Here is a 24,319-nt window from a genome sequence, read left to right on the forward strand (position 1 = left end):
CGCGAAGCGCGCGCGGTCATTAAGGTACGCCATGACCTTTCCCCCTTGGAAAGATTTCACCTGGATGCAGAACAACATCGAGGTGCGCGTCCCTTGCTGGCTGCCCCGCGAGCGTTTCGCTCCCGTCGTTCCTTGACGTTGCCAGCGGCAGGCATCCACGCCTCCCCCCTGGGCGCAATTGGAACAGAGTCCGTGGGCCGAAGGAAGTCCCCGCCCGATGGGGCTTGTGAACATCCTGAATGGCGTTCAGAGTAAGTGCGCGTCACTCCGGCGCCGCCGCTCAGCATCCAAGGGGGATCAGATGAGCGAATTTTTCGTCGGTCAGATCATGATGACCGGTTTCAACTTCGCGCCCAGGTATTGGGCGCAATGCAATGGGCAGATCCTGCCGGTCCAGCAGAACCAGGCGCTTTTTGCGTTGCTCGGCACCCGTTACGGCGGTAATGGCAGCCAGACTTTCGGTCTGCCGGACCTGCGCGGGCGCACGCCGGTTGGCTATGGACCCTCCGCAGACCCGAACTGGCAGCCGCAACCGATGCAGATGGCGCAGATTGCCGGTAGCGAAACGGTGGCGCTGCTCACCAGCCAGCTGCCGCCGCATGGCCACCAGGTGAGTGGCGTGGCCACCGCGGGGGACAATCGCAATCCGAGCAGCCGCACCTTTGCCGGGACCAATGGCGGGGTGAAGTTCTATGCAGCGCAGGGCGGTGCGGAAGTTATGCAGGCACCGACTTCGGTGGCTCCCGCAGGCGCCAATTCGCCGCATCCGAACATGCAGCCGTACACCGCGCTGAACTTCTGCGTTGCCCTCAGCGGCATCTACCCGTCCCGCAGCTGAGCCCCCGGCCCCACACAAGGAGTACAACCACATGAGTGTTCCCTACGTCGGCGAGATTCGCATGTTCGGGTTTGCGCGGGTGCCCACGGGATGGTTTGCCTGCGACGGTTCGCTGCTTTCCATTGCCGAAAACGATGTCCTGTACACCCTGCTGGGCACCACTTACGGCGGCGACGGGGTGACCACCTTCGGTATCCCCGACCTGCGTGGCGCCGTGCCCCTTCACCAGGGCCAGGGCCCCGGTTTGACGTTGCGGCCGCTTGGCCAGCGCAGCGGCAGCGAGACGGTCACGCTGACCCTCCCGCAGATGCCCGGCCACACGCACTGGCTGGTCGCCAGCAGCGTCGCCGCCTCCCTGGACACCCCCGGTGCAACGGCACTGCCGGGCGTCGTGAGCGGTGAAACCTTCTACGTCAGCGACGTGGCTAACGCCACCGCCGTGCAGATGGAACCCACTGCCGTGTCGAACGCCGGCGGCAACCAGCCGCATGAAAACTGCATGCCCACGTTGACCGTGCAGTACTGCATTGCGTCCGCCGGCATCTTCCCTACGCAGTCCTGACCCACGCCCCCGAACAGAGAGACGACCATGACCACACCCTTTGTCGGTGAGATCCAGATGTTCGGCTTCGATTACAACCCCTACGGCTGGGCGTTCTGCAATGGCGCCACGCTGCCCGTGACGCAGAACAGTGTTCTGTACTCGTTGCTGGGCATCACTTACGGCGGCAACGGCAGCAGCACGTTCCAGCTTCCCAACCTGGTGACGCGTGCGGCCTGTGCCCAAGGCGCCGGGCCGGGCCTGACCCCGCGCAGGGCCGGCGATACCTTCGGGGTCACCGCGGTTACCCTGACCGAACAGCAGATGCCCTCGCATCAACACTTGCTCACCGCCTTCCAGCAGAGTGACCCTGCCAAGCGCAGCAGCGCGCCGGTGGCAGGCGGCGGTCTCTCGCAGCCGGGGTCCAATGCGGTGAAGCCGTTCAGCACCAATCCGCCGACCACGCCGATGTCGCCGACCATGCTCAAGCCCACATCGGGCGCCGCCCAGCCGCATGCCAACCAGCAGCCCTACCTGGCGGTAAACTTCTGCATCGCACTGACCGGCGACTATCCCGTCTTCCCGTGATGGGCTTGCCGCCTTTGGCATCGTTTCCGCCGGCGCGCTCGACCGCGCTGGCGGCCACGTCGGACTTGCGCTGGCGCTGTCGTCCGCTGCGTGACCACGACCTGGCGTGGTTGTCGGCGCTGTACGCCAGCACGCGTGAGCAGGAACTGCAGGCGGTGCCATGGCCCGCCGATGCCAAACAGCAGTTTCTCGCGCAGCAGTTCATCGCGCAGCACCAGCACTACCTGGCTCATTATCCCAGCGCGCATTACCTGGCCGTCGAGTTAGACGGCGAGGCGGTGGGACGCGTTTACCTGGATGAGACCGGTGCGGACGACCGCCTGGTCGACATCAGCCTGTTCCCAGCGTGGCGGGGGCAGGGCATCGGTGCCGCGCTGATCGAGCGCCAGCAGCAGTCATCGGCCGCACGCGGACGCGGGCTCGCGCTGCATGTGATGGTGCACAACATCGGAGCGCAACGCCTGTATGCGCGGCTGGGCTTCGTAGCAAACGGCGCCTCGGAAGATGGGGTTTACCTGCCGCTGCGGTGGCAGCCTAGTTGAAGACGGCCTGGTAGAGGAAGCCGGCGCGCTCCTGCGCGATGGGGACCAGGAAGATGCCGACCTCACCCACGCGACCGTGGCTCAGGGGGTAGATCTTCTGCGGGAATACAATCGGTGCGGTATTGCGGAACAGCAGCGAGAACGGTGCACGCGCCGCGCCCGGATGGGAGGCGGGCAGGGGACGGGCCTCCACCAGCACGAATTCCATTGCCATGCCGTCGTACTCGGCAGCGAATGTCTCATTCACGCACCCGGCGAAGTGTTCCAGCGTCAACAATTCCATGTCTGTCCCCCGTCGGGCAGGCCGCAGAAAGGCGGCTGCGGGTATCGTCGCCGCAATGGGTTGGTTGCGCAAGGTGCCCTGTGCCAGATGCTTATGTATCCAAGTTGAAATCGCCAGGCTCCTAGACCAGTATTCGGTAACACCAAGGATGGATCGGTACCGCATGAACGTGATGAACGGGCAGCTTTCGATCCATCGCATGGCTGTGGCGGCCGCTCTTTTTCTCTCGGTATCCAGCGCCGCTGCCAAGCCCGCCGCAGAAGTGGCGTTTGATGAGTGGCTGGCAGCGTTCAACAGCAACGACCGCGCCCAGATTCGTGCGTTCAATGAGCGTCGTTTTGGCGATGCTGACCAAAATCTGGACTACCTGCTCGACAGTCGCGAAGAGACCGGCGGGTTGGACGTCATCAGGCTCGAGCGCGCTGAACCCATGGTTCTGGTGGCGATGACGCGCGAACGGAACTTCCCGGCCTACAGGCGGGTCACGGTCAATCTGGATCAGGCAGGTGGGCTGAAGCTGAAAGACATCCAGCAGGATCCGCAGCGTATGTCCCAGGATGACGCGCTGAGGGCGCTGGACGCTTTCGCAACACATCTGGCGGAGACGGACCGGTTTTCCGGGGTGCTGGTCATCGAGCAGAACGGGAAACGGCTGTACGCAAAGGCCTTCGGGCTTGCCGATCGCGAGAATGGCATTCCGGTTCGGCTGGACACCCCGTTCCTGTTCGCATCCCAGGGCAAGATGTTCACCGCGGTCGCGGTGCTGCAGTTGATCCACGCCGGAAAGCTTGGTTTGGACGATCCTCTTGGAAGGTACCTGACCGGCTACCCCAACAAAGAGATGGCGAAAGTCACCATCCGCCAGCTGCTGTCGCACCAGGGTGGAACGGGTGACATAGGCGTACTCCAGCCGGAGGAGGGCGGTAACCGTGCCTGGGTACGGACCATCGACGACCTGATCAAGCTCAACGGCAACAGGGCTCCGTCGTTCCCGCCGGGTTCGGCGTTTGAATATTCGAACTATGGCTTCGTGCTGCTGGGTGCAGTGCTGGACAAGATCAGCGGACAAAGCTACTACGCATATCTGGACGAGCATGTCTTCGGCCCGGTAGGGATGACCGCCACGCGCTACCCCGATCTGGAGCACATGTCCGGCATCGCTCGCGGCTACACCCGACAGCCCGACGGCAAGCTCATCCCGAGCGCGGACCAGCTGCCGTGGCGGGGAACGCCTGCGGGCGGCGGGGTCACCACGGTCGACGATGAAGTGCGTTTTGTTGAGGCGCTCAAGGCTGGCAAGCTGGTTCCATTGCCGCTCTTGAGCGAGGCCATCAAGCAGCAGACCGACTGGTACGGCTATGGATTCATCTCATCCGGACCGGAAGCGTTCCCGCATTGGGGCCATGGCGGGGGAGCGGCCGGGAACAGTGCGGCCTTGTCGGTTTACCCGACCAATAACATGACCATGGCCTGCCTGAGCAACCGGGATCCGCCAGTGTGCGACCGGCTGCTGATCAATCTACATTGGCACTTGTCTCCGTCGTCACTGGTGCACGAACAGCCGCTCTGATAGTGGCGTGTGCGTAAACGGCAGCACGACGACTCCATGAAGATCATTGGAGCTTCCAGCATGAAGATTGCATTCGCGACCGCCGCCTGGATTCATGCTTTGCGCGTGACGCTGCTATGCATGCTGGCACTGACGCTGGTCGGTTGCAGTCGCATGAGTGAGTCGTGGAAAGAGGAAGTGCGATTGTCAGACGGCCAGCTGATCGTTGTGAAGCGCACCGCGAAGGGGACCATCACGCGTGATATTGCGATGCGTGCAACCGGCTGGAAACCGAAGGAGACCACGCTGCGGATCGCGCAGGTGGACGGCGCTGTCAAGCCTCCCGTGTGGCGATCGTTTCTGATTCCGGTCGTCTTGGACTACGAGCCGGCGTCATCGACGTGGTCGGTCGTAGCCACTTATATGTGGTGCAGCACCTGGTACCACATGGGTCGACCAGCCTTTCCATACGTGCAGTACGTTTCGGTCGGCGGAGAGGCGTGGCGAGTCGTGCCCCTGCAGCCGGGCTGGGTCGGCAGGCGCGCGAATCTGCTGACGCACATTCGACCGACTGGTGAGCCGTCCATGATCCGGGAGGCGTACAAGGAAATGCAATGGCGCGACGGCCCCGACCAGTTCAAGTCAATCTCAACGGCCGGGAAAACCAGCTGCTAGTGCGATATCCAGAGAGTTGGGCCAACGCGGCGGTCCGATCGTCGCGGGTTCCTTCTCAGGCCTCCGCCCAGCCATGATCGGCCAGACGCCCAGCCGCCGGCAGGAGGCCCCTTCTACGGTTACCTGTTCACTCACAAGCCGTTCGTAAAGAGTGGCTATACTTCCCCCCGATCATGATCCAGGATGGATTTGCCCTATGCGTTTCAGTGCAGCAGCCAGTTCGCTTGTCGTTCTACTGTCCATGGCGTCTACCGTCCCGGTATCTGCGGCGGAACCTGACATTTTCGGAATCAAATTAGGGGCACCATTGGCGCTTCCCCTTTGCCAGATATCCATGCCCGCCCCAGCCGCACCCAGAAGCAACAAAGGGATAGGGGCCAGGGCGTTCAACAAGCTGATGACCCCGCCACCGGAACCGCCGAAGGCCACCCCACCGGCAACAGGGTTGTGCGTCGCGCCCGGCACGACAAACATGGCCGTAGGCAATACCGAATTCGCGGCAGGCGAGTACGGTTATCTGGTCTTCGCCACGGATGAGTTCCCGGCGTGGGTTGCGCCCATCGGCATGGCGATCGGCGCGGGCGCAGGTGACGCTTTTTCTCTGGAAGGTGCGGGTGGCCTGGTTCTACTGCGCAACGGGCGTGTGATCGCCTTGCGCTTCAACACCACCGGGTTCGAGGCGCAGCCGCGCGTGATGGAGCTGCTCAAGCGCAAGTTCGGCTCGCCCAGTGCGGAAAAGGCGGTGACCTGGAACAACGATCTGGGCGGCAGCCGCGACTCGATTTCCGCGCAATGGCGCAAACCCGGTTTCTTTGCGGATTATTCTTCGGTCGTGCAATCGCAGCCCATGCGAGCGCAAGGGCTGTCCGGCGGGATCGGGTTCCTCAGCATCGGCAATGATCAGGGGCAGCAAGTGCTGCAGCCTGCCAGCAAGGAAGCGGAGTTCTAAGGAGGACCAGGCTCTCATAATCCGGCAAGACGTGAAAGTGAGACGTCCGTCTCACTTGGCGTCAATGTATTGACAACGGTTGACACCTGTGTCGATGCTACGCGCTCAAGACCCAGCCGGGTCCGCATAGCAGGGACGTTATGCAACAGGGGGCCGCCGTACTTACCGTTGTGGGCGCGGAGGGCGATAGCGCCGCATCCGACGATTGCCATCAACCCGATCTGGGCCTTCGCGGGCTCGTACTGCTTGCACAGTTCCACGGCGTTGCCGCTGATGCAGCACAGCTCGCGCATGAGTTTGGCCGCAGTGGCGAGGCGTTCGACGAGACCTCGCTGCTGCTGGCCGCGCGCAAGCTCGGGCTGAAGGCGAAGGTCACTACGCAGGCAGGATCCCGCCTGTCGCTGGCCAATCTCCCAGCGCTGGCATGGGACACCGACGGTCGCGCATTCCTGATCGCTCGGATCCAGGCAGACCAGGCACTGATCCACGACCTTGCGGAACGCCGTCCCCGACAGATTTCGCTGGAGGAGCTGCAACAGCGTTATAACGGGCGCCTGCTGCAGGTCGCTTCGCGTGCGTCGGTGCTGGGCGAACTGGCGCGGTTCGACTTCACATGGTTCATTCCGGCGATCATCAAGTATCGGCGCATGCTGCTGGAGATATTCGTCGTCTCCTTGTTCATCCAGCTGTTCGCGCTGGTCACCCCGCTGTTCTTCCAGGTGGTGATGGACAAGGTGCTGGTGCACAACGGGCTGACCACCCTGGACGTGATCGCCATCGGCCTGGTCTGCATGGCAGTGTTCGAAGTCGTGCTCACCGGCTTGCGTACTTATGTGTTCGCGCATACGAGCAGCAAGATCGATGTGGAGCTGGGCGCCCGGCTTTTCCGGCACGTATTGGCGCTGCCGCTGGCATACTTTGAATCGCGCCGCGTCGGCGACACGATCGCGCGGGTCCGCGAGCTCGAGAACATCCGCAGTTTTCTCACCGGCCAGGCGTTGACTTCGGTTTTGGATCTGCTGTTCACAGTGGTCTTCCTGGCGGTGATGTTCTGGTACAGCGGCTGGCTGACGCTGGTAGTGGTGCTGTCGCTGCCGGCGTACGCCTTGATATCGGCCGGCATTACTCCGGTGCTTCGGCGACGCCTGCAGGACAAGTTCGCGCGCGGCGCCGACAACCAGTCGTTCCTGGTTGAGACAATCAGCGGCATCGGCACGGTCAAGGCGATGGCGGTTGACCCGCGTGCGACGCGCACCTGGGACAACCAGCTGGCGGGTTATGTCAGTGCCGGCTTCGGTGTCACCCGTGTGGCCACTGTCGGCCAACAGAGCGTGCAGTTGGTCCAGAAGCTGGTGGGCGTGGCGATCCTGTTCTTCGGTGCCAAGCAGGTACTCGAGGGCAAGCTGTCGCTCGGGCAGTTGATCGCGTTCAACATGCTGTCCGGGCAGGTCGCCGCACCGATCATCCGGCTGGCGCAGCTGTGGCAGGACTTCCAGCAGGTGGGTATCTCGGTCGAGCGGCTGGGCGACATCCTCAACACCCGTACCGAGGTATCGGGCAGCCGGATGGCGCTACCGCCCATCCAGGGCCGGATCAGTTTCGAGCGCGTGCATTTCCGTTACCGCCCGGAGGCGCCGGAAGCATTGGCCGGCATCGAGCTTGACATCAAAGCAGGCGAGGTTATTGGCATTGTCGGCCGCTCGGGGTCGGGTAAGAGCACGCTGACCAAGCTGGTGCAGCGACTCTACACACCGGAGCGCGGACGGGTACTCATTGACGGTCACGATCTTGCATTGGCGGACCCGGCCTGGCTACGACGCCAGCTCGGAGTCGTGTTGCAGGAAAACTTCCTGTTCAACCGCAGCATCCGCGAGAACATCGCATTGGCCGATCCGGGCATGGCCCTGGAGCGGGTGATCAACGCAGCAAAACTGGCCGGCGCCCACGATTTCATTGCCGAACTTCCCGAAGGTTACGACACGGTGGTTGGCGAGCACGGCGCAGGGCTTTCCGGGGGGCAGCGGCAACGCGTCGCGATCGCGCGGGCGTTGATCACCGACCCGCGTATCCTGATCCTTGACGAGGCTACCAGCGCGCTGGACTACGAGTCCGAACACGCAGTGATGAGCAACATGCGTTCGATATGCAAAGGGCGCACCGTGCTGATCATTGCGCATCGGCTCAAGACCGTGCGCCACGCCAATAGGATAGTGGTCGTGGAACGGGGCAGCATCGTCGAGAGTGGAAGTCATTCCGAGCTGGTCGACCGCCCTGACGGGCACTACGCGCGGCTGCATCGGCTGCAGGCGGGCACGCCATGAGGCACCGGATCGAGGGCTGGAAAGCATTCGCGCAGCGCTATCTCGGCGTGTTTCGTGCGTCATGGACATCGCGCCGCGAGCTGGACACGCCAGTGCGAAAGTTGGATGAACGTGCCTTTCTGCCCGCACACCTCGAGTTGATCGAAACCCCAGTGTCGCCAACGGCGCGTTGGACCATGCGCGTCCTCATCGCGTTCTTCGTCGTGGCGCTGCTGTGGGCGGTCATCGGCAAGCTCGACATCGTCGCGGTGGCACCGGGCAGGACGGTGGTCGATTCACGGACCAAGATCGTGCAACCCGCCGAAACCGCGGTCGTGCGCCGCATCCTGGTGCGTGACGGCCAGAAGGTGAGGGCGGGGGAGCCGATGATCGAGCTGGACGCCACCACCACAGGCGCCGAGCTGGCGCAGGCCCGTGAGACTCTGACTGAGGCGCGCCTGGCTTCGCTGCGCCTGTCGGCACTGGACAAGGCCATCGACAGCGGCACGACGCCGAAGTTGGCGTCGGACGCCAATGTGCCGGCCGAGCGATTCGCGGCCGAGCAGGCCTTGGCAGCCAGCCAGTTTGACGCACTGCAGGCTAAGCGCCACAACCTGCTGGCCACCATCGCCCAGCGACGCGCGGAACGGCAGACGACCCGCGATGCGATCGCGCCACTGTCGGAGTCCGCCCGTATCTCCAGGGAACGCGCCGAGGACTACGGCCGCCTGGTCGAGGGCAGGTACGTGGGCCGCCACGATTACCTGCTGCGCGAGCAGGAGCGCATTGCCGCCGAGCGCGACCTGTCCACCCAGAGCAATCGCCTGCATGAGATCGATGCTGCGCTCAGCGCCGCTGAAGAGGAGCTGCGCGTGCTCGTCACCGATTTCCGTCGCCAGACCCGGGACGAATTGCGGGAGGCAGAGCGGCAGGTTGCACAGGGTGCCCCAGAGCTGGCCAAGGCCGGTCAGCGCGACCGCCTGATGACGCTGCGGGCGCCCGTGGACGGCACTGTGCAGCAACTGGCGGTTCATACCGTCGGCGGAGTGGTGACGCCAGCGCAGGAGTTGCTGGCCGTCGTACCGCAGGAAGCGCTTGAAGTCGAAGCCAGTGTGCTCAACAAGGACATTGGCTTCGTGCGACCAGGCCAGCGGGTGACGGTGAAGATCGAAAGCTTCCCATACACGCGTTATGGCTATCTCACCGGGAAGGTCGTCAGCGTGTCGCATGACGCGGCGCAGGACGAGCAATTGGGGCTGGTGTTTCCTGCCCGCATTCGCCTGGACGGCAGCACGCTGGATATCGACGGCGTAGTGGTCGCCATGAGCGCGGGCATGACGCTGAGCGCGGAGATCAAGACCGGGAAGCGGCGGGTGATCGATTACCTGCTAAGCCCGCTGCAGCAGCACGGGCAAGAGGCTTTGCGGGAGCGGTAGAAAATCCGGCCCCCGTTCGCGTGGCTAAATGAAGACTTTCTGAAGTTGACAGGAGCTTTGAGCATGAAGATTGCAGGGGCAACCGCCGCCCTCGTCCACGCTTTGCGCCTCATCCTGCTGTGCACGCTGGTGCTGGCGGTGGCCGGCTGCAGTCGCATGAGCGAGACGTGGAAAGAGGAGGTGCGGCTGTCCGACGGCCGCCTGATCGTGGTCAAACGCACAGCAAAGGGACGCATCACGCGCGATATCGCGATGCGTGCGACCGGCTGGGAACCCGGGGAGACCACGTTGCGGATCGCGCGGGCTGACGGGGATCCAAATCCGCCAGTGTGGCGCTCGGCCTTGCTCCCGGTCGTATTGGACTATGACCCGGCTTCATCTACGTGGTCCGTCGTGGCCACTCACCTGTCCTGCAGCACCTGGTACGACATGGGCCGCCCGGCCTCGCAATACGTGCAGTACATCTCGGCTGGCGGACAGGCGTGGCGTGTCGTGCCCCTGCAATCAGGCTGGGCCGGCAGGCGCGCGAATCTGCTGACCCACATTCGTCCGACAGGCGAACCAGCCTTGGTCCGGGAGGCGGACAAGGAAATGATCTGGCGCACGGGCTCGGACCCGTACAAGTCGATCTCGACGTCCTGGAAAACCAACTGCTAGTGCGTAATCCCATCTGGAAGTGACAACCACGCTAAAGGAACAGACATGGCAGACAAGCTCGATTATGCGCTGTTGGCAAACAGGGTCTATTCCCGCCCACCTGCAAACAGGATCAAGTTGCCGGAGGAATGGCAGGAACGCGCCTGGTACAAGGACGACCCGATCAGTGGTTATTCGGCCGGCGTTTATGAGCGCGACGGCGAGATTGTCATCTCGTTCACCGGCACGAACGAAGGCAAGCTTGTTGATTTCGCCGTCGCGAACCTCCCCGCCGGCATCGGAATTGCATCGCCGCAGGTGGCGCAGGCGATGAAGCTTGTGATACAGGTGATGAACGCTCATCCGGGCGCGACGATCAGTTTTACCGGGCACTCGCTGGGTGGGGGCCTGGCATCGCTCATGGCTGTGTTCTTCAACCTGAATGCGACAACCTTCGACGCAGCGCCGTTCGAGGCGAGTGCGGTGAGCCCAGTCGCGCTGCAGTACCTGAAGACGGTGCTCGGCCTGTCTGGTTACAGCCACCCTGCATTCGACGCGTACGTCGATGCGTCGGCTGCGGATTTCCCTGCGCGCGAAAGCAAGGTTACCAGCTACTTCCTCAAGGGCGAGATCCTTGAAAAGTTCCGCTTTCCCTGGTCGGTCATCGAAGGCGACGCAAAACCGGGAATCGACATCGGCACGCCTTCCATCCTTGAGGCCGAGAGCCTGGTTGCGAAGACCTTGGCGCGTATCGATCTGCACTCGATGACCCTGCTGCAGGCTGCAATGTATTCCAACGATTTCCGGCTGGGCCTGACCCAGCAGAGTCAGGCCGTTGGCGAGCTTCTCAGCACATCGCTGTACGGCCGCAGCCCGGATGGCGATAAGCGGGACCTGCTGACCAAGCTGATGAATGACCACGTGGCCGATCTGGCTGCTGGCAGCGGCTTGGCCAGGCTGGACGCGCTGGGACAGGACTTGTTCCGGATCGGTACGGCAGGCACGGCGGCGGACAAGGGACTCAACAAGGGAATCCTTGCCATCCTGGCCGAATTCTACAACTTCACTACTGCCGCGGTGACATCCGGCATCGTGGAGGAGGTGAACGGTGGTATCTCGCTTGATCTGTCACGCATTGCGGACTATTCCGACGGCCTGGGCAAGTTCCGTCTTTCCCAAGCGCTGTACGCGTTCCTCAAAGAGCGGGGTGATCTTACGCCGTTGGTGTTGTCAGGCCTAACGACATTGGTTGTTGAAAATGGCACCTCTTCGCTGTCCTATGACGGCAGCAACCGCAATGACCTGGTCATCGGCGGCGAAGACGTCGACACCCTGAAGGGTGCGGACGGCAACGACTTCCTGTACGGGCTGGAGGGTGGCGACGATCTGGAAGGAGGTGCCGGCAACGATTACCTGGCTGGCGGCGCGGGCGCGGACACCTACCGGTTCTTCAGCAACGACTCGGGCAGCATTACGGTCGACCGGGTCATCGACTCCGACGGTAGTGGCCAGATATGGTTTGACGGCGCCGCCGTCGTAGCAGGTCAGCGCACCTCCGAGCAATCCTGGTTGGACAGCACCGGCAAGCTCAAGCTGACGTTCCTGGACGGTGGCTATGGCCAGGGCACGCTGGTTATCGATGTGATCGCTACCCAGGACAGCATCCGGGTGCAGGACTGGGCACTGGGCGATCTCGGCATCACCCTGGGCGGGCAGGTGCCAGCTTCCAACGGTTCGCCGATGACTGGTGACGACGATCTCTTCGGCAGCGGCGGGAACAACACGGGCAACGATTCGGTCAGTGGCCTCGGCGGCAACGATGGCTTGGAGGGCGGTGCCGGCAACGACTATCTTGATGGCGGCAGTGGCAACGATCTTATGCTGGGCGGCACCGGTGACGACGTCCTGATCGGCGGCGACGGCAACGACTACATCTACGATGGCTACGAGCAGGCCGACTTCCGTCCCTTTGGTACTACCCCCGATCCGGACACCGGCAAAAGCGAGCGGGACCTGTTCGAAGAGCAAGTGGCCGAGCTGGGTGCAGCCGTGCGCGATCGTGGCAAGGCCTGGTATATGGCTGATGTCATTTTCGCGCCCGGCTGGAGCCTGCTGAACCCGAGTGCGACACCGAGCGGCAATGACACCATAGACGCGGGCGCTGGCAACGACAGTGTCGTGGCCGGTGATGGCAATGACACCGTACTGGGCGGCGCCGGTAGCGACCGTTTGGTGGGCGGCCACGATAACGACGTCATCTTCGGCGAGGACGACGACGACTTCATCTACGGCGATTATTACGAATCCGGCAATGCTCCAATTGCAGTGGGCTGGCGCTACTCCAACCAGTCCAACCCCAACGGAAATGATGTGATCGACGGCGGCGCAGGCAACGACAGCATCAGTGGCAACGGTGGCAACGACGTGCTCGCCGGTGGCGATGGCAACGACCGCATCTGGGGTCGTGGGTTGTCCAGCCCGGCAGACACTAACGATGACGACGCCGACTTCCTCGATGGCGGTGCGGACAACGATGAGCTGATGGGCGATGATGGCAACGACGTCATCCTCGGCGGCACCGGCAACGATTTCATATGGGGCGACAACAGCAGGGCGGGAACGCGCCACGGCAATGACAACATTGACGCCGGCGCGGGCGACGACTTCGTCAACGGCGAAGGCGGCGACGACTTCATCGCTGGTGGCAGCGGTGCAGACGAGCTCTCCGGCGACGCGGCCTACATCGACGGCTCGCTGCACGGTCGCGATCTGATCCATGGCGGTGCGGACAACGACATCATCGATGGCAACGGCGGCGACGACTCGCTGTTTGGCGACGACGGCGACGACACGCTGATCGGCGACAGGGCTTCCAACGAATCGCTGGCGGCGGCCTATCACGGCAATGACTACCTGGATGGCGGCGCCGGCAACGATCTGCTGTTCGGTGATGGCGGCGATGACCAGCTGGTTGGCGGCAGCGGCGATGACGAGCTGCAGGGCGGGGACGGAAATGACGTTCTCGAAGGCGGCCTCGGCAAGGACCGGCTATTTGGTGAAGCCGGCAACGATGCCCTCAGCGGCGATGACGACGACGACAACCTGTACGGGGGTGCCGGCGATGATCGCCTGAGCGGCGGCAGCGGCCAGGACACCCTCGTCGGAGGCGCTGGTAACGATGTGCTTTACGGGGACGACGGCAACGACACCCTCGACGGCGAGGCCGGCAATGACCGGATCTACGGCGGCGCCGGTAGAGACACCATCGACGGCGACGACGGCGATGACCTGATCCAGGCCGGCCTCGGCAACGACAGCATCTACGGCGGCGTGGGCCATGACGCCATCCTCGCCGAGGAAGGCGACGACGTGGTTTCCGGTGCGGAAGGCAATGACGAGATCGACGGCGGCGCGGGCAACGACATCCTGAACGGCGACCTCGGCAATGACGTGATCAACGGAGGCGACGGCCACGACCAATTGGATGGTGGCGCCGGTAACGACACCCTGGTTGGCGGCACGGGACTCAACCGTTATTACTTCAACCGCGCGTTCGGCCAGGACGTCATCCGCCTGGAGGCCGGCAGCGAGGACCAGATCTTCCTGTATGACGGCATCACGGCCGACGAGGTGGTCTTCAGCCGCGAGGGCGATGATCTGTTGCTGGCCATGGGCGACGGCAGCCAGCTACGTGTTGCCGGCTACTTCGTCGCCGGCACTGCCGCGTGGCTGCAGTTCAGCGATGGCGCGTGGATCAGCCGAACGCAGATGGATACGGGCACCTACTATGGCGCGGTCGGAGGGGGTGGTACGGGTGAAGACAACCTGCTGGGTACCGAAGGCGACGACCGGCTGTATGGCCACGGCGGCGATGACACCATCGACGGGCTCGGTGGCAACGATCTGATCGAGGGTGGGGACGGCAATGACACGCTGACCGATGGCCAAGGCGACGATCTGGTGCTGGGCGGGGCCGGCAACGACGTCATCAACCTTGTCTACAACGGCGGCCCCCTCGGCGAGGACATCGTCGACGGCGGCACGGGCGACGATACCTACAACATCGCCGGGTTGTCCGGCTATGACGTGATAGCCAACCTGGGTGCCAACGACGCTGGCTGGGACACGATCAACCTGCTCGGCATCACCCAGAACATGGTGACCAACTACCAGGTTGACGGCTACAACCTGACCATCTTCGTCTCCGGCAACAATGGCCAACCCAACGCCAGCATCGACAACATCATCGTGCTGGAGGGGTTCCTCGCCAACAACCGCCATCGGATCGTTTTCGCCGGAGGCGCGGAGATGACCGCAACCGACTTCGCCCTGCGTACCTGGGACGGCACCGCTGGCGACGATGTATTCGTGGGCAGCTATACGCCGGATGTCGCGTCGGGCATGGGCGGCAACGACCAGCTGTCCGGCCTTGGCGGCAACGACCGGCTGTATGGTGGTGATGGCGATGACGTGTTGGAGGGTGGCGACGGCGACGATGTGCTGCACGGCGAAGCAGGCAACGACATCGTTCGTGGTGGCGCGGGTAACGACCGCCTGCACATGACGTACTACGACAGCGGTATCGATCGCTATATCGGCGGCAGCGGCAACGATGGCTACTACCTGCAGCACAATTACAGTTGGAGCGCCTTCGTACCGAGCACCGATGGCGCTGGTATCGAAGAGGACGTAGATGGCGGCATCGACACGCTCTACACGAATTTCTACCATGCAACCCTGAGCGCCAACGTCGAGAACCTGGTCCAGACCGCGGCCAACTACTGGTGGGACGTGCCCAGCTACATGACGGGCAATGCCTTGAACAATGTCATACAGCTGATCGACATGACCTTCTCGACCAGCCTGAGTTTCCGCCTGGATGGCCTCGCTGGCGACGATACGCTGATGGGAACCCGCAGCCGCGACACCTACGTGGTGGACAGCTACGGCGATGTCATCATCGAACAGAATACCGCCTTCGACTCCATCGACACCGTGGAGACCGGCCTGGACTACTCCATCCAGAACCGCCTGGACCTGGAGAACATCCGGCTCACCGGCACGGCCGTGTCGGCCACCGGCAACAGCGATGCGAACGTACTGGAAGGACATCTGGTTGCGGGCGTAAACCAGCTGACCGGCCTGGGTGGCGACGACACCTACCTGGTTACCCTCAAGGACACCGTGAACGAGATGGTCAACGGCGGCAACGACACCGTGGTCATCTCCGGCTGGGACGAGCTGACGGATGTCTATCGCTGGGTGTCGGTGTCCGACTATGCGAACGTGGAGAACCTCACCCTCGACAACGTCTCCACGCAGGGGAACTTCGGGCAGATCCTGATGCGCGGCAACCTGCAGGGCGATGCCGGTGACAACGTGCTGATGGGCAACATGATGGCCAACGAGATCCGCGGTGGCGCCGGCAACGACACGATCCGCGGATATTACAAGTTAAATTACCTGAGCGAGGGCAACAGCATCAGCAGCGCGGACCTGCTGTACGGCGAGGATGGTGACGATACGATCGCAGCCGCGGTGTATGGCGCCGATATCTACGGCGGCCGAGGCAACGACCTGCTGATCGGAACGGACGGCGATCAGCACAACTACAATCGCAGCGGAAGTGATCGCTTCTTCTACGAGATCGGCGACGGCACAGACCGCATCCAATCGGTCAATGGAAGTCGCGATCTCGACCAGGTCATCTTCGGGCAGGGCATCGACCCGGACGCGATCGCCTGGTCGCAGGACGGCACCAGTCTCATTGTCCAGGTAGGCAGCGACCCCAACGACCGCTTGATCGTGGAGAACTATTGGCGCGAGGAGATGCCAGGTGTATACACCTTGGTGAGGTCGGTCGACGAATTCGTCTTCTTCGACGGCACCGTCCGGCGCGGCGGCTTGGAGCAATTGCCGTACACCAATGCCGCGCCGGTGGCGAACTGGTTCAGTTTTGAAGATCCCGTGCGTGCCGGTGAGGCCTTCGAACTGGTGCTGCCGGCAGGCGCTTTCGTCGATGAACCAGGCGACGTGCTGACCTACAGCCTGAGTGGACCAGATTGGATGGGCATCGACCCGACCACCGGAAGCGTCAGCGGAACGCCACCGCAGGACGCGGAGTATACGAACTTCACCATCTGGGCGACCGATCGGTTCGGACAGCAGGCCTCGATCTCCCTGAGCCTGCAGATCGTGGCGGTAGTGACCGGCACGCAGGGCGACGACGTACTGGTGGGCACGTCGCGCAGCGAGGAAATCCGTGGGCTGGCCGGGAATGACCGCATCACCGCCAACGGCGGCAACGACGTGCTGTACGGCGGGCTGGGCGACGACACCTACGTGATCGGCCAGAGTGATGTGGCCACCATCGTCGAGCTGGCCGGCGAAGGCTACGACACGGTCGAATTTGCGCGGTTCTCCTATGACGCCCCGGATGAAATCGAACGCCTCGTCATGGTCGAAGGCAGCGACGCCTGGGTGGCGTACGGCGGTGCCGGCGCCAATGAACTGATCGGCAACTCGCAGGACAACTACCTCAACGGCGGTGGTGGCGCAGATCGCATGGTTGGCGGTGCGGGTAATGACCAGTACGACATCGACGACGCAGGCGATGTAGTGGTGGAACTGGCGAATGGCGGGACCGACGACGTCGCCACTACGGTTTCCTGGACCCTGTCGGCCAACGTGGAGATCGCCAGGCTGGCAGAGGGTTCTGCGCTGAACCTTACCGGTAACGCCACGGCCAACACGCTGCACGGCAATGCCTCGGACAACACGCTCGATGGCGGGCAGGGCAGCGACACCCTGTATGGGTACGAAGGCAACGACACCTATTTCGTGGACGTCGAAGCCGACCGCGTGCTGGAAAGCCAGGGCGAGGGCGTGGACACCATCGTGCGCAGCTTCGGCAGCCAGTACGTGCTGGCAAACAACGTCGAGAACCTGCGCCTTACCGGCAGTGCCACCCAGGGTAACGGAAACGCGCTGGACAACCTCCTGGAGGGCAACGCATCTGCCAACACGCTGATGGGCCTGGACGGCAACGACGAACTGCGCGGCATGGCCGGCAACGATACCCTGTGGGGTGGCAACGGCAACGACGTGCTGAAGGGTGGCCAGGGCGATGACACGTACGCGGTCGACGCCACCACGGGCAGCGACCTGATCGACAACACAGGTGGCGGCACCGACACCTTGTACACCAATGGCATTACCCTCAGCCGCCTGAGCTTCGCCCGCGATGGCGACGACCTGCTGGTGAGGATCGATGGGGCAAGCACGCCGGCAGCGCGGGTTACTGGCCATTTCCTGGGCGGCGACGCCACGCTCGACTATGTGCAGGGCAGCGATAACCGCTACACCGCCGCCCAGATCGCCGCGATCATCAACGGCCCCACCAACCCCGGCAACGGATTCGACCAGACCATCACCGGCACTGCCGCCGGAGAGCAGCTGGTTGGCAGCACCGGCAAGGACCTGATCGAGGGCCTGGGCGGCGCCGATACGCTGTTCGGCATGGGCGGCAACGACACCCTGCGCGGCGGCGACGGCAATGACGCCCTGTACGGCGGCAACGGCACTGGCAGCGGTTCGGGCAACGACGTGCTGGAAGGTGGGCTGGGCAACGACACCCTGCGCGGCGAGGACGGCAGCAACACCCTTACCGGCGGGGCAGGGGACGATCAGTACGTCTACGGTGGCGGCAACGACCTGATCGACAACACCGGTGGCGGCACCGACTGGCTCATTTTCCAGAACGGCATCACCACCTCGCAGCTGGGCTTCACCCGCGATGGCGATGATCTGGTCATTACGGTCAATGGCAGCAGCAGCCAACGCGTCATCGTCAACGATCATTTCCTGGGCGGCAACCTGGCGCTGGATTACCTGCAACCGGCCAGCGGCAATGCGCTGAACACCGCCGCGATCAATGCGTTGGTGAGCACCGGTGGCGGCAATGGCGGAACCCCCGGCACCGGCAACGACGCCGATTACCCCTCGGTGAAGACCGGCACCGCGGCCGGCGAGCAGATCGTCGGCACCAGTGGACGAGACCTGATCAAGGGACTGGGTGGCAATGACACGCTGTTTGGCATGGGGGCCGACGACAAGCTTGAGGGCGGCGACGGTGACGACTATCTGTCTGGCGGCAATGGCAGCTTCAGCGGATCAGGCGTGGACATCCTGATAGGGGGCGCGGGTGCTGACCAGCTCGTTGGCGAAGACGGTAACGACCTGCTGTTCGGCGGTGCCGGCGATGACACGTATTTCTACGCCGCAGGCTCCGGCGCCGACATCATCGACAACACCGGCGGCGGCACCGACTGGTTGTACCTGGATGCGATCGCGCGTACACGGCTGACCTATCACCGCGACGGCGATGATCTCATCGTGCGCGTGGATGGAAATGCCGGCCAGCAGATGCGGGTGGTCAAGCACTTCCTCGGCGGCGAGTACGCCATCGCCTATGTGCAGCCGGGCGATGGGGGCTACGCCATTACCGCGTCGACCATTGCCGGCCAGCTGACGCCACTGGGCACCAGTAGTGCGGCGGCAAGCCTGGCGCCGATGCGCACGGCCGAAGCCGCTGTGAGCTTTGCGATGCCCGTCGATGAGACCACCGCACTGGTGCAGGCCATGGAGGATTTCGCGGTACAGGGAACGCTCCTGCAGGCCGCCGCGTACCTGCAACTTGCGCCAAATGTGCCCGCATCGGCCCCGCTCACAGGCGCGTCGCCAGTGGCCGGGGCTACCGGAATCGAGGTCGGAAAGCCGCAGCAGAGCACCCTGCCGTCGAAGGCACCCGACACCGGCGGCGCCCTGCAGGCTGAACTGCAACATCTGGTGAACAATCTGGGCAGCTTCACCAGCCACAGCGCGCAGCCGGCGGCTCACGACCCGTGGGAGGAGCAGGCGCTGCTGCTGAACGGCAGCAGCCGCGAGCACTGGCGCAACCCTCGAAACGAGGGATTGAGAGTGCGGCAGATGGCACTGTGAAGCCCGGGCGGAAGGGACCTCGTTGGTCCCTTCCGCTCATGTCGCGGATCGATGCCGCCGTCATGCGGGGTGTGCAAGTGGCCCGAACCCGGCCCATAGGGACTTTAGAAACTCGCTGCCCGCGTTCAAGGTCATGCCCCAAATGGATGATCACCCACCCCGGCGGTTGATCGGGATACAACCCCACCGCTGGCCGACCCCGGCATAGGTGGCTATAGTCGACCGCGGGGATCCGCCCAATCGACGCATGGAAGCCCGATGAACCTGTTATCCCGTCCGCCGAATCGCCCTTATCGCAACCTGTTCGTCGCAGCATTGGTTGGCGTCCCCGGCGGATATCTCATGGGGTCACTTCCAATCGTCCTGATCGACCTGTTCGAGTACGCCTCACTTTCGCGGACATTGGCGCTCATCGCCAGTGCTTTGCAATTCTCATTACTCGGTTACATAGTCATGGTGCCGCTGCTTCTGGTGTATGGACTTCCTGCACTCTGGCTGGCCCTGAAAGTGCGCCTCGCCGGGCCGGCGACAGCGTTCGCAATCTCCATGCTACCTGGGCTGTACATATGGTTCAGTGACTGGCCCGACTCGAGTGTCTACATGATACCGTTGGCCGTATCTGCAGCCACGGGCCTGGCATTTGTAGCATTGGCCTATCGGGGCGCTGAAGACGTAAAGATGCCTGACCGGGCGCCAGGCTTTCGCGACCACGGCGAATCCAAGGCAACCAAGAGCAATCCTGAGCGTCCCCGTTAGCAGGATGAGCGCCATGAAGGAGTATCTGATCTTCGCGGCAGTGTGTCTGCTGACCGGCTGCACCACGATGCCGCCGCTCACCGACGGCGTCACGCTTTCGCTTCGCTCCTACGATAGCGCTACAGGTGACTACGTCTTGGAGCTGGACCTCTGAATGCTGGGGCAGGGCGCCCGCTCGTGCTGCCGAGATTCCTGCAATAGGTACGGAAGTGGAATGTGACCCTCTCCAAGGCAACGGGGAGACTCCTGTGTGCGAGCAGCCGTTGATCAATCCGCATTGGCACTTGTCTCCGCCGGCGATAGGGGCTAAGTATCGAAACTGCCGACCCAAGTCGGCATTCACGCCTCCAGACGACTCTTTTACGATGACGGGGGCTATCAGCATGAAGATTGCAGGGGCGACCGGGCGTGCGACCGGTTGGAAACCCACGGAGCTCACGTTGCGGCTCCCGCAGACAGACGGGGCTGCCACGCCGCCGGTGTGGCGATCGGTGCTGGTCCCGCTCGTCATGGACTACTACCCGGCTTCGCAACAGCCAATCACACCAGTAGGTGGAGAACTGGGCCAACCTGACAAGATGGGGGGCAGAGCAGGATAATTACGTAGAAGCTACGAGCATGGCACGCAAGCGAGACCTCTGCTTGTTTAGCATTTCGATCTGCTTGTCTAGAATCGCCAGCCTCTTGCGCTGTGTCTCGCTGGTTTCTGGGCACGCCAGTGCACCTTCGATCAACAGCATGCATTCCGGGAAGCTACGGACCTCCTCTAGGCTGAAGCCCGCCGCGATAAGGCGCTGTATTTGCTTCACCTGGTTGACCGACACCGGTTGAAACGCGCGGTAGCCATTTCCTGATCGGGAAGATGCCAACATCCCGTGCTGATCGTAGTGTCGGATCGAACGCACGCTGACGCCGCTAGCCTCGGCTAGCTCACCAATCTTCATCAGGTCATTGCTGGGTTGCTTGGACATCGCGAAATCCTGGAAACGTCTACTTGACTCTAACACTAGTGTCAGCGTTTAGCCTCTGAGTTCCGCTCAATGAGGTTCGTTATCCATGGCCCTTCCCCAAGCATCACCCATTCGATACACCTGGCTCTATTGCATCGTTCTGTTGCTGGCACCACTGCTTGCGCACGGCACAAACCGGGCTTACACAGTTGAGTCACTGGACGGAGTCAAAATCGCTGTTCAAGAGGCGGGGAATCCTCAGGGGCAGCCCATCATCTTTGTTCACGGGCTGCTGGGTAGTCACCTCAGCTGGGAAAAACAGGTTAATGCCCCTGAGTTGCAGCGCTACCGGTTGATCACCTTTGATATGCGCGGACACGGCCTGTCCGACAAGCCAGTGGAGCTGGACGCTTACCGCGAGGGCCGTCGCTGGGCGGATGACCTCGCGGCCGTAATCAGGGACTCAGGAGCACACGAGCCTGTGCTGGTAGGGTGGTCCCTCGGGGCTGCTGTCATCACCAACTATCTGGCTGCGTTTGGGGACCGACAGATTGCGGGCGCGGTGTATGTAGGCGGGGTCATCGAGCTCAAGCCGGAACAACTAGTCGCCCAACCCACCGTTTACAGCGGCATGGCGTCATCGGACCTGCGACTGCATCTTGAAGGCGAGAAGGAATTCGTCGCGCTGTGTTTCAGTACAGCGCCTGACGACGCAACGTTCCAGCGCACGCTCGCCGCTGCGGCCATGGCATCAAGCGAGATGCAGGGCGCCGTCCACGGCATGTCGATCGATTCTGCCAAAGGATTCGGTTCGATGCGTAAGCCACTACTGCTCATCTACGGTGAGCAGGATGCGCTCGTTCAGCCAAGCGCCTCCGCAGCGCGGGCGAAGGAACTTTATCCCAGGACCGCAGTTGAACTGTACGCAAGGTCAGGCCACTCGCCCTTCTTAGAGGAGCCCACACGCTTCAACCGAGATCTCTCCGCATTCGTTGATGCAGCGAGTGCGCACTAAGCGAGGTCGCTACCGACCCGAATGCGTTCAGACCCAACACGCCAATGGGAGCGGCAGGCTTACGCAAGTTCAATGCTTGCCTTGGTCGTATCGTGTGCATGCAGCCTCAAGCTCACCGCCGTTCTTCAAGGCCCAGCTACATAGTGCTTCAAAGGGCTGCTTCAAGGAGTGACCAAGAGGGGTGATCGCATACTCGACGCCAATTGGTGCGGTTGGCAGTACGGTCCGCGTTACCAGGCCGTGTCGCTCGAGGCGCTTAAGCGCATCGGCAAGAGACTTGTGGGTAATTCCGTCCAATCGGCGCTTGATCTCATTGAAGCGGGACGGTTTCGGGCAGATCACGGTAAGAATCATGATCGTCCATTTGTCCGCGATCTTCTCCAGCATCGGTCGGACCTGCGCCATGTCAGAGAGGACTTTCTCAGAGCTCTCCGCCGAACAGGTATCACCGGGTATATCTAGGCTAGTCATGGTGCGTTCTTGATACTTGATATCCAGCGTATATCTTAGCAGCACTCTTGGTTTTTACAGGTGCTCACGAATGAAGAAGATGGAAGGAAAAGTTGCCCTGGTCGTTGGCGGTGCAAGGGGCATTGGCTTGGCTGTGGCTGCTCGGATCGCTGCGGAGGGCGCAACGGTGTTCATCACCGGGCGTGACCGCAAACAGGTGGAGGAGGGCGTCGCAGCGATAGGTCCAGGTGGCCGTGGCATCGTCGCCGATGCAAGCGTCCGTGAAGACATTGGTCGGGTAATGAGAGAGGTTGGCAGCCAGTTCTCTCGCCTCGACGCCCTCGTACTGAATGCAGGCCTGAGTGAGCCAGCATCACTTGCCGAAGTGACCGAAGAACACTTTGACCGACACTTCTCGGTGAACGTGCGCGCCCAGATCTTCGGTCTTCAGAAAGCCCTTGGCTTGCTTCAAGAGGGCGCAGCGGTTGTGCTGATGGGGTCGGTAGCAAGCTCACTCGGCATCGCCAACTACGGAACCTACGCCGCAACGAAGGCTGCCCTTCGCTCGTATGCACGCACATGGGCGGCAGAACTGGCCCCCCGCGGCATCCGCATCAACGTGGTGGCTCCAGGGCCTACAGATACCGAGATGATGGCGCGAGTCCCTGATGAGATGCGTAGATCAATCGTCGCCCCGATTCTTCTCGGTCGAATGGCCAGGCCCGCCGAAGTCGCCTCTGCGACGTTGTTCCTTCTCAGCGACGAGTCGAGCTTCATAACGGGCGTGGAGTTGTGCGTGGATGGAGGCATGGGCCAAGTCTAGTCACCAAGCGCTTAGCTGTGGATGCACGGGCTGGGCATTGAGCCTGGGGCCCGGCCGGGTGAGAGGGCAACAAGCGGGGCGCCGGCAGCGACGCCCCCGATGCCATCATAGAGTCCCGACACGTTATGATCGGCCAAAGGCTCAGCCGTCAGCATGAGGCGGAGTGGCTCTCCAAAGAGAATCGGGGTGACTGCAATGGACATGCAGATGTGGAGTGGCGTTGATGAGGGAATACCTGCCCAAACAAGCGAGCTGACGTATTCCTGGCTCTATCAGCAGGTTCAGATGTGGGCCAATCAAAGCATCTACCCCAAGCCCTCCCGGGTTGAGAAGTGGTCGTTCCGTATAGGGTTGCTGGCCGCCGGCGTCGGGTTGCTGGCTGCGGCCGCGCCTCCCTCACTCCTCCCCCCCGGTACAGGCTGCCGTATCCACGTCGGTTTGCCTGCTCATCGAAATTGGAGGATTTCTCGTCGGCGGACTACTCACTGCGAAGCGAGAGTGGCGGCAGTACGCCAAACCTCGACTGTCTCATGCTGAGGAGATGGACGGCGAGTTCGACTATTGGCGTACCTTGATCGAGTCGCTCCGGGAGTTCCCCCGCAACCAGCGAGAGGAGCGACTGCGGTTCGTGACCGCCCTTCGCCAGGGCATGACAGAACGGGTGGGCCTGATGTACGGAGGCTTGCAGAAGCTGGGGCCGTTTCCGGTTCTGATTGCCCTGTACCTACAGTTTCGAAATTGGGAATGGGGTGACTGGGCGGGGGCGTTCGATGTAAATCTGGTGGGTGGCTTGCTGATCTTTGCGATGGTATTGATGTATGCGGTTGGCTGGGTATTGATGGCTGTCCGGACCCGATTGGATACTTACGTCAACTTGCTGGAGGCGGCGCTCAGGCCAGAATGAGGCTCGAACCAGCGATAAGGGATGTTTTTCGGGTGTAGGTCGGATGACCGCGTCTGCCCGGAAGCGGAGCCTTGGTTAGCCCCG

The 24,319-nt window shown here is 62.6% G+C and carries 19 protein-coding genes; 16 read left to right on the forward strand and 3 right to left on the reverse strand.

What is annotated here, in order from left to right; all coding sequences use genetic code 11:
- The first annotated feature begins 301 nt into the window (after positions 1-301).
- The 4 genes from FSZ13_RS01180 to FSZ13_RS01195 are packed head-to-tail and all read left to right on the forward strand — an operon-like array spanning position 302 to position 2,509.
- Positions 302-838, forward strand: a complete 537-nt coding sequence (locus FSZ13_RS01180; RefSeq protein ID WP_145478503.1) for a phage tail protein — start codon at positions 302-304, stop codon at positions 836-838.
- A 31-nt stretch (positions 839-869) separates the two neighbouring features.
- Entirely contained in the window at positions 870-1,400 is a 531-nt protein-coding gene (locus tag FSZ13_RS01185) for a phage tail protein (protein WP_145477612.1), read from the forward strand.
- A 27-nt stretch (positions 1,401-1,427) separates the two neighbouring features.
- Positions 1,428-1,967, forward strand: a complete 540-nt coding sequence (locus FSZ13_RS01190) for a phage tail protein (RefSeq protein ID WP_145477613.1) — start codon at positions 1,428-1,430, stop codon at positions 1,965-1,967.
- Positions 1,967-2,509, forward strand: coding sequence for a GNAT family N-acetyltransferase (locus FSZ13_RS01195; RefSeq protein WP_145478504.1), 543 nt, complete (start codon positions 1,967-1,969; stop codon positions 2,507-2,509). Before FSZ13_RS01190 ends, FSZ13_RS01195 begins: the two co-directional genes overlap by 1 nt.
- Here FSZ13_RS01195 and FSZ13_RS01200 read toward each other — a convergent pair.
- Entirely contained in the window at positions 2,502-2,792 is a 291-nt protein-coding gene (locus FSZ13_RS01200; RefSeq protein WP_145477614.1) for a DUF6916 family protein, read from the reverse strand. The two genes, FSZ13_RS01195 and FSZ13_RS01200, sit on opposite strands and share 8 nt — an antisense overlap.
- A gap of 163 nt (positions 2,793-2,955) precedes the next feature.
- Here FSZ13_RS01200 and FSZ13_RS01205 point away from each other — a divergent pair, with 163 nt between their 5' ends.
- The 9 genes from FSZ13_RS01205 (at position 2,956) to FSZ13_RS18335 (ending at position 20,247) form a co-directional block, all read left to right on the forward strand.
- A complete protein-coding gene (locus FSZ13_RS01205) occupies positions 2,956-4,362 on the forward strand; it encodes a serine hydrolase domain-containing protein (RefSeq protein ID WP_186308816.1) in 1,407 nt (468 codons plus the stop codon).
- Positions 4,363-4,422: 60 nt separating this feature from the next.
- Positions 4,423-5,016: a hypothetical protein gene (locus tag FSZ13_RS01210; protein WP_145477616.1), complete on the forward strand. Its 594-nt coding sequence runs from the start codon at positions 4,423-4,425 to the stop codon at positions 5,014-5,016.
- 472 nt (positions 5,017-5,488) lie between these two features.
- Positions 5,489-5,965 (forward strand): hypothetical protein, encoded by a 477-nt coding sequence (locus FSZ13_RS01215; RefSeq protein WP_145477617.1) that lies wholly within the window; start codon positions 5,489-5,491, stop codon positions 5,963-5,965.
- 140 nt (positions 5,966-6,105) lie between these two features.
- On the forward strand, positions 6,106-8,286 hold the full coding sequence (locus FSZ13_RS01220; protein ID WP_145477618.1) for a type I secretion system permease/ATPase: 2,181 nt from the start codon (positions 6,106-6,108) through the stop codon (positions 8,284-8,286).
- Positions 8,283-9,701, forward strand: coding sequence for an HlyD family type I secretion periplasmic adaptor subunit (locus FSZ13_RS01225; protein ID WP_145477619.1), 1,419 nt, complete (start codon positions 8,283-8,285; stop codon positions 9,699-9,701). The genes FSZ13_RS01220 and FSZ13_RS01225 overlap by 4 nt, the downstream gene beginning before the upstream one ends.
- A gap of 63 nt (positions 9,702-9,764) precedes the next feature.
- Positions 9,765-10,358, forward strand: a complete 594-nt coding sequence (locus FSZ13_RS01230; protein ID WP_145477620.1) for a hypothetical protein — start codon at positions 9,765-9,767, stop codon at positions 10,356-10,358.
- Positions 10,359-10,403: 45 nt separating this feature from the next.
- Positions 10,404-19,337, forward strand: a complete 8,934-nt coding sequence (locus FSZ13_RS18670) for a putative Ig domain-containing protein (protein ID WP_145477621.1) — start codon at positions 10,404-10,406, stop codon at positions 19,335-19,337.
- Positions 19,338-19,595: 258 nt separating this feature from the next.
- Entirely contained in the window at positions 19,596-20,093 is a 498-nt protein-coding gene (locus tag FSZ13_RS01240; RefSeq protein ID WP_145477622.1) for a DUF4175 domain-containing protein, read from the forward strand.
- Positions 20,094-20,106: 13 nt separating this feature from the next.
- Entirely contained in the window at positions 20,107-20,247 is a 141-nt protein-coding gene (locus FSZ13_RS18335) for a hypothetical protein (RefSeq protein WP_186308817.1), read from the forward strand.
- A 445-nt stretch (positions 20,248-20,692) separates the two neighbouring features.
- On the opposite strand, the gene FSZ13_RS01245 is transcribed toward FSZ13_RS18335, so the two are convergent.
- Positions 20,693-21,064, reverse strand: a complete 372-nt coding sequence (locus FSZ13_RS01245; RefSeq protein WP_145477623.1) for a MerR family transcriptional regulator — start codon at positions 21,062-21,064, stop codon at positions 20,693-20,695.
- An 85-nt stretch (positions 21,065-21,149) separates the two neighbouring features.
- Between FSZ13_RS01245 and FSZ13_RS01250 the strand changes: the two genes are divergently transcribed.
- Positions 21,150-22,058: an alpha/beta fold hydrolase gene (locus FSZ13_RS01250; protein ID WP_145477624.1), complete on the forward strand. Its 909-nt coding sequence runs from the start codon at positions 21,150-21,152 to the stop codon at positions 22,056-22,058.
- Positions 22,059-22,127: 69 nt separating this feature from the next.
- Here FSZ13_RS01250 and FSZ13_RS01255 read toward each other — a convergent pair whose 3' ends face one another.
- Positions 22,128-22,445 carry a winged helix-turn-helix transcriptional regulator gene (locus FSZ13_RS01255; RefSeq protein WP_249834295.1) on the reverse strand — a complete coding sequence of 106 codons (318 nt, stop codon included), beginning with the start codon at positions 22,443-22,445 and terminating at the stop codon, positions 22,128-22,130.
- A gap of 154 nt (positions 22,446-22,599) precedes the next feature.
- On the opposite strand from FSZ13_RS01255, the gene FSZ13_RS01260 reads away from it, so the two are divergent.
- Together FSZ13_RS01260 and FSZ13_RS18675 are read left to right on the forward strand one after the other, a co-directional pair.
- A complete protein-coding gene (locus tag FSZ13_RS01260) occupies positions 22,600-23,331 on the forward strand; it encodes an SDR family NAD(P)-dependent oxidoreductase (protein ID WP_145477626.1) in 732 nt (243 codons plus the stop codon).
- Positions 23,332-23,872: 541 nt separating this feature from the next.
- Entirely contained in the window at positions 23,873-24,235 is a 363-nt protein-coding gene (locus FSZ13_RS18675; protein ID WP_260844062.1) for a hypothetical protein, read from the forward strand.
- Positions 24,236-24,319 lie beyond the last annotated feature (84 nt).

The organism is Stenotrophomonas rhizophila (assembly GCF_007667275.1).
Lineage (GTDB): Bacteria > Pseudomonadota > Gammaproteobacteria > Xanthomonadales > Xanthomonadaceae > Stenotrophomonas > Stenotrophomonas maltophilia_AE.